This window comes from Pseudomonas sp. HMSC057H01, from assembly GCF_001836405.1.
Lineage (GTDB): Bacteria > Pseudomonadota > Gammaproteobacteria > Pseudomonadales > Pseudomonadaceae > Pseudomonas > Pseudomonas aeruginosa.
On the sequence record NZ_KV828424.1, the window covers coordinates 1 to 511 of the forward strand.

The 511-nt window shown below is 64.0% G+C and carries 1 pseudogene; it reads right to left on the bottom strand.

The annotated features are described in order from the left end of the window. Window positions 1–511: pseudogene (locus tag HMPREF2581_RS31820) on the bottom strand (IS3-like element ISPa32 family transposase); the annotation flags it as partial.

Genomic DNA, 511 nt, shown 5'->3' on the forward strand with positions numbered 1-511 from the left:
GCGCTCGGCAAACTCAGACGTTCGCGCTCCACCGCGACGCCATGGCGGCGCCGCCGCCGTTTCACCATCAAGCCGGCAGCGCGGTACAGGCGATAGATCCGCTTGTGGTTGACCTGCACGCCAGCACGCCGCAGCAGGATGTGCAGGCGGCGATAGCCAAAGCGCCGGCGCTCTTGGGCCAGTTCCACCAGTTGGGCTTGCAGCTCGTTTTGCACACTGGCTCGCGGCTGGTAGCGCAACACCGAGCGGGACAGCCCGATCAACTGACAGGCACGACGCTCGGAGATGCCAGTTCGCGCCTGCATCTCCTGCACCGCCTCCCGCCGTGCTGTCGGGCTTACCCTTTTCCCCGGGCGACCACTTTCAGCGACTCGATGTCGAGGTGGGCCTCGGCGAGCAACTTCTTCAATCGGCTGTTTTCCAGTTCAAGATCCTTCAACCGTTTGGCGTCCGCCACGGTCATACCGCCAAACTTGGCCCGCCAGGTGTAGAACGAGGCATCACTGAAGCC